This is a genomic window from Hydrocoleum sp. CS-953, from assembly GCF_002260545.1.
In the GTDB taxonomy this organism is placed as follows: domain Bacteria; phylum Cyanobacteriota; class Cyanobacteriia; order Cyanobacteriales; family Microcoleaceae; genus Trichodesmium.
Genome location: NZ_LGSU01000885.1, coordinates 1 through 5,247 on the forward strand (window position 1 = coordinate 1; position 5,247 = coordinate 5,247).

Consider the following 5,247-nt stretch of genomic DNA (forward strand, 5'->3'; position numbering starts at 1 on the left):
GCCCCTTCTAACTCCCCGCTGCTGCTGCCACTTCCACTCATGGCTTCCAGTTCACTCAGGGAAGGCGGTGCCCCTTCTAATCCCACGCTGCTGCTGCCACTTCCACTCATGGCTTCCAGTTCACTCAGGGAAGGCGGTGCCCCTTCTAATCCCACGGTGCTGCTGCCGATTCCGATCATGGTAATATTCCTCCGTTTATTGACAAATAATTTTTCAGTTTCGATTCCCCTAGAGGCGCAAGGTCTTTGCGCCTCTACTACCAATTCACCTAAGGAAGCATTATAGCTGCATAAATCATTCCGTCGTTAGCAATATACACGTGAACTCGACGCTTATTCCCTTGGGCAACCTTCAGGATATCTAACACATTGGTAACTCCATCAGGTGAAGTTGGGGCGATCCGTTTCCATCCCCCGCTTACCCCCTCAATTCCTGCGAATGCATACCGGGTATTGACGTGAGCGTAGGTAAAAAGTACAAGTCTGTTGTTGTACCACATGGTAATATTCCTCCATTTATTGACAAATAATTTTTCAGTTTGGATTCTCCTAGAAGCGCAAAGACCTTACGCCTCTACTGCCAATTCTACTAAGTGATCATCTGTACCCATACAACCTGGTTGTCGTCGTTTACAAATGCAGTGACTCGGCGTCCATTGGCTTGCGCTGACGTGAGGATACTGACTATGTTATTAATCCCAAAACCATTGCCCAGTATCACTTTCCAAGCATTATCACCCTCAAGAATTACCCATGCGTTCTGACTGGTGTTGGGAGCGTAAGTTCTCATTACAAGTTTGTTGTTGAACATCGGCATGGTAATATTCCTCCATTTATTGACAAATAATTTTTCAGTTTGGATTCGCCTAGAGACGCAAGACCTTTGCGCCTCTACTGCCAATTCACCTAAGTCACCATGTATACCACAATAATCTTGGCTCTCAGAACCAATGTATACACTGACTCGTCATCCACTGGTGCTATCAGAGAACTCAGTATTATACCAGGCGTGATAAATATTTGCTACAAATAGTTAGGTTATTGCTTAGAAGTCAGGAGGAGTAGAATCTAAATTTTTTTTATAGCTATCCTCTATTTTAAGTCAAATAGACATTAAAATCAACTCCTTTAAAGACTCAAACTGATTCGTAACATTCTTTTTTAACCCTTGGTATTCTAGGGAGAACCGAGATGACCTTATCTAATCTCATCACCCTAATTTAATAATCCTCTAAATCAACTTGGGAAACAATACGAGGATCTGCGTATAGGATTATGAAGAAATTGCAACAAACGATCCTTTGAGTAACCCCAACTTTTCTAGAGCAACCATTACAGCAGCAGTCCGGGTTTGTACACCCAGTTTCCTATGAATATGCTCCTGGTGTTTTCTCACTGTTCCTTGACTGCAACCTAGAACTTTAGCAATTGCGGCATTGCTTTTATCCTGAGCAACCCAGAAAAGCACCTCTGCTTCACGTCTGGTTAGTCCTATTAATTCTAGAGAAGAAACTGAAAATGATTGTAGTTCTTGTTCTTCCAAGATCAGGATATATAGCTCCCCAATTACATTGGAAATAAGGCGAACCAGTAACTGCTTTCCTAGTTGCTCTATGTGTAAAGGTAAACAGAGGGATGAAACTTTGCCGTTAGATATTAGTAACGAAATCTGATGCTTGAACCAATTTTGTAATGGTTCTGGCAATGAGTGTGGGGTATAGGGGGAAAAATACTGGTTCAGTAATTGTTCTCCCCGTTGAGTTATCAATAGTAACTGTCCCTCTGCTGTGACAATTATTGCACCTAGCTGCTCGAAAACTTGCTTAAATTGTGTCAGTATTTGTTGCTCTTGGTTGAATTTAGAGGTATTTTCATCTGTATACATCAAGTGTTGACCCACTAAATTCAGGACACAGCGATCGTAGTTTGTGACAATTTGGCGATCGCGACTCACCAAAATCCTTTGCTGTAGCACTATATATATACTCCTTTTATATAGCTAACTTTTTTTATTATTCGACTTCGGTAGCTTTCCCTGACAACTTATTACTATTTTTACACCTTGTATTATATCTTCAAGATACTAGGATTCGATCGCTCATCAGTTAACTGATGACTTTTTCCAACACAATCTTATACTAAATCCGGTTGTGAAACACCACATAAAATCAGGTGAGGTCAAAGGCACTCTTGCAACAAGCAAAAATGTTTGAGAAGAGATAGGAAAAAGCTAGTTTGAGAAGAGGATTTGGTATTACAATTATTTACATCAAGAACAATCATGGAAGTGTAATACCAATTTTTTTTGAAAATATTGTTACAAAACTGTTGTTATAGGGAACAAAAACACAAAACAGGAAACATAGAAGAGGGATTTGTAGCAGATATTTAGTGCTGAATAAATGTATGATATTAGAGGAGTTAGGGGTCGGGAGTTATATCAAATCCGGTAGCATGGGTGTAATTAGATAGTTAATCTAGGAGTCAGGAGTCGTAGGGGCGATTTCCGTTCCGGAATACTTTGTAAACGCGTTTGCGGAGCATTCCGTAGGAAATCGCCCGTACAGGAGTCAGGAGGGAAGAATAGGTAATTTTAAGTTACAAGGAGGAGAAAGTTTTTCTATCGCGTAAGCGGAACGGAGTTCTATGGCGCTCTTATCCGGACATGATATTAGAAAGGATTAGATCGTGTCAATTATGTAGAAAGGTAGACAAATAGTAATTTATCTATAGAAGCCATTTGGTATGTTTGCAAAGTGGCATAGGAGTCAGGAGAATGAGAATATAGAATAGGGGAAAAGGTAGAATTTAGGGGCTTAAATTCTACCTTTTCCCCTATACTTAGCTACTCTCTAAGTTTCCCTCTCTTCCATCTCTTCCCAAACTTCCCACACTCTCGTTCATAGATCCCAAATGGGTTCTATATTCATATAGTGAATCTCCTTTATTTTGCCTACCCTAGCTCTAGAGATTTATCAAGCTGGAACCTTAATTACCTCATTTCCAGACAAACCAAAGGCTTTGTGAATAGCTTGCAGCGCTTTGACTCCATCCTCCTCTTCTACCACACAACTAATTTTAATTTCCGAAGTGGCAATCATCAAAATATTGATTTGACTTGCTGACAATGCTTCAAACATTTGCGCTGCTACCCCTGGATGTGCAATCATTCCGGAACCAACTACACTCACCTTGGCAATACCACTCTCTAATACGACTTCTCCCCAACCAAACTCTAATGCTGCATTTGCCAAAGTTTGATATGCAGTTTCTGCCTCTGCTTGAGATACAGTAAAAGCAATATCGCGAGTCAAAACTCCATCCACATGATGACAACGTTGGGATTGAATAATCATATCTATGCTAATATTTTGCTGCGCCAACAAACCAAATATTTTGGCTGCCATTCCTGGGCGATCGGGAATGTGACGTACTGCTAGTCTTGCTTGCTTGATATCTAAAGCAACTGCTCGCACTGGTGGGGGCAACTCTTCCGACTCAGAAGCAGCAGAGCTAATGGAAATATCTGCAACATCCACATCAAATGCTTGACACAAACAATTAACTGCCTTTTCACAGTCTTCTGCATCAACTACACAACTAACCTTAACTTCCGAAGTAGAAATCATTACTATATTTACTCCTGCTTCTGCCAAAGTTTCAAACATTTTTGCTGCTACTCGTGGGCGCCCGATCATTCCCGCACCCACAAGACTGACTTTGGCAATAGGTCTCTCTTCTGTTTTGACTTCCGGTTCGCCCAAACTGGGGTCAGAATTTTTGCCTAAAGCAGGTAGTATGGCATCCGCTACTGCTGCTGCTTGTTTTAAAGTATCTTTCCCGACGGTAAAGGCAATATCATTAGTATTGCTTTCGTGAATAGATTGAATAATTAAATCTACATCTATATTTTGTACAGCAATACCAGAAAATAATTTGGCTGCCACACCAGGGGAGTCGGGAAGGTGCAACATGGAAATTGCAGCTTGGTTAGTGTCATATTCTATAGCATCTACAGGTTTGGTTAATTCTAAATCTTGGAGAGCGCGACGTTTTGGTATTGCCGAAACGACGCGAGTACCCGGTTCATCGCTCCAACTGGATAAGACTACTAATGGCATTCCATAATTTCGAGCAATTTCGACTGCCCTGGGATGTAGCACTTTTGCGCCTAGACTTGCCAACTCCAACATTTCATCACAGGTAATTTCTGACATTAACTGCGCTTCGGGTACTATGCGGGGATCGGTTGTGAGAATTCCTGGCACATCTGTATATATTTCACACTTTTCTGCTTGGAGTGCTGCTGCTAAAGCAACTGCGGAAGTATCTGAACCGCCTCTACCTAATGTTGTAATTTCCTGATGGCGACTGTGACTAATACCTTGGAAACCTGCAACAACGACAACTTCTCCTAGTTGCAGATGTTCTTCTATCCGTTCGGTTTTAATATGCAAAATACGAGCGTGGGAATGTTTAGCTTCTGTTACTATTCCTACCTGCGCTCCGGTGAGAGAAATAGCTGGCACTCCTAATTCTTGTAAGGCCATACTCATTAGAGCGATGGTAACTTGTTCACCTGTGGATAGTAGCATATCCATTTCTCGACGACAGGGGTTGGAAGAGATTTCGTTTGCTAGTTTGACTAAACCATCTGTGGTTTTTCCCATGGCCGAAACGACTACTACTACTGAGCGATCGCTGGCTGTTTGAGCTATACGTTGGGCCACTGCTTTAATTCTTTCGACAGAGCCGACTGATGTACCACCGTATTTTTGGACTATTAGCATATTGATTTGAGAATTAGACTATTAACGTACTGATTTTAAATTCTTTGGTTGAAAGTTGTTAACCGGATTGATTAAAATGTTGTATAATTTAATGTTTAAAAAATAATTAATTTTCGTCAGATATTGGTAATTTATCTTATGCCAGAAATTAATTGGATGACAATTTTAGAATCACAACAAGATGAATTTATTATCAAACTAAACTACAAGATACCTGCTTTTACAAGTACAAGAGGAAGATGCGACTTTGATGGGGCTACTCATTTAGAGGCTGTTTGTGATGGTGATGATGAAAAAGAAAAACAAATGAATTGGTTTTGTGAGGAGTTAACATACAAGTATTATGGGGATATAGATGATTTTTCTGATGAATTTATTAATTATAAAATAGGTAAAATAGGGGAAGAATCTGTCAAACAATATTTAGGGGAATTAATTAGTGATATTGATTACAAGTT

At 40.4% G+C, this 5,247-nt stretch carries 3 protein-coding genes; 1 reads left to right on the forward strand and 2 read right to left on the reverse strand.

Annotation, left to right across the window (positions count from 1 at the left end):
- Positions 1–1,272: 1,272 nt before the first annotated feature.
- Together AFK68_RS11760 and AFK68_RS11765 are read right to left on the reverse strand one after the other, a co-directional pair.
- Positions 1,273–1,974 carry a helix-turn-helix transcriptional regulator gene (locus AFK68_RS11760; RefSeq protein WP_246844134.1) on the reverse strand — a complete coding sequence of 234 codons (702 nt, stop codon included), beginning with the start codon at positions 1,972–1,974 and terminating at the stop codon, positions 1,273–1,275.
- Between the two features lie 1,000 nt (positions 1,975–2,974).
- A complete protein-coding gene (locus AFK68_RS11765) occupies positions 2,975–4,789 on the reverse strand; it encodes an aspartate kinase (protein WP_094672949.1) in 1,815 nt (604 codons plus the stop codon).
- Positions 4,790–4,927: 138 nt separating this feature from the next.
- Here AFK68_RS11765 and AFK68_RS11770 point away from each other — a divergent pair.
- Positions 4,928–5,247, forward strand: a 320-nt coding sequence (locus AFK68_RS11770) for a hypothetical protein (protein WP_210407358.1), incomplete at its 3' end; no start/stop codon positions are given.

Bases quoted from the DNA above. Each gene is read 5' to 3' on its own strand.
- AFK68_RS11765 (WP_094672949.1), bottom strand. From the start codon at position 4,789: ATGCTAATAGTCCAAAAATACGGTGGTACATCAGTCGGCTCTGTCGAA.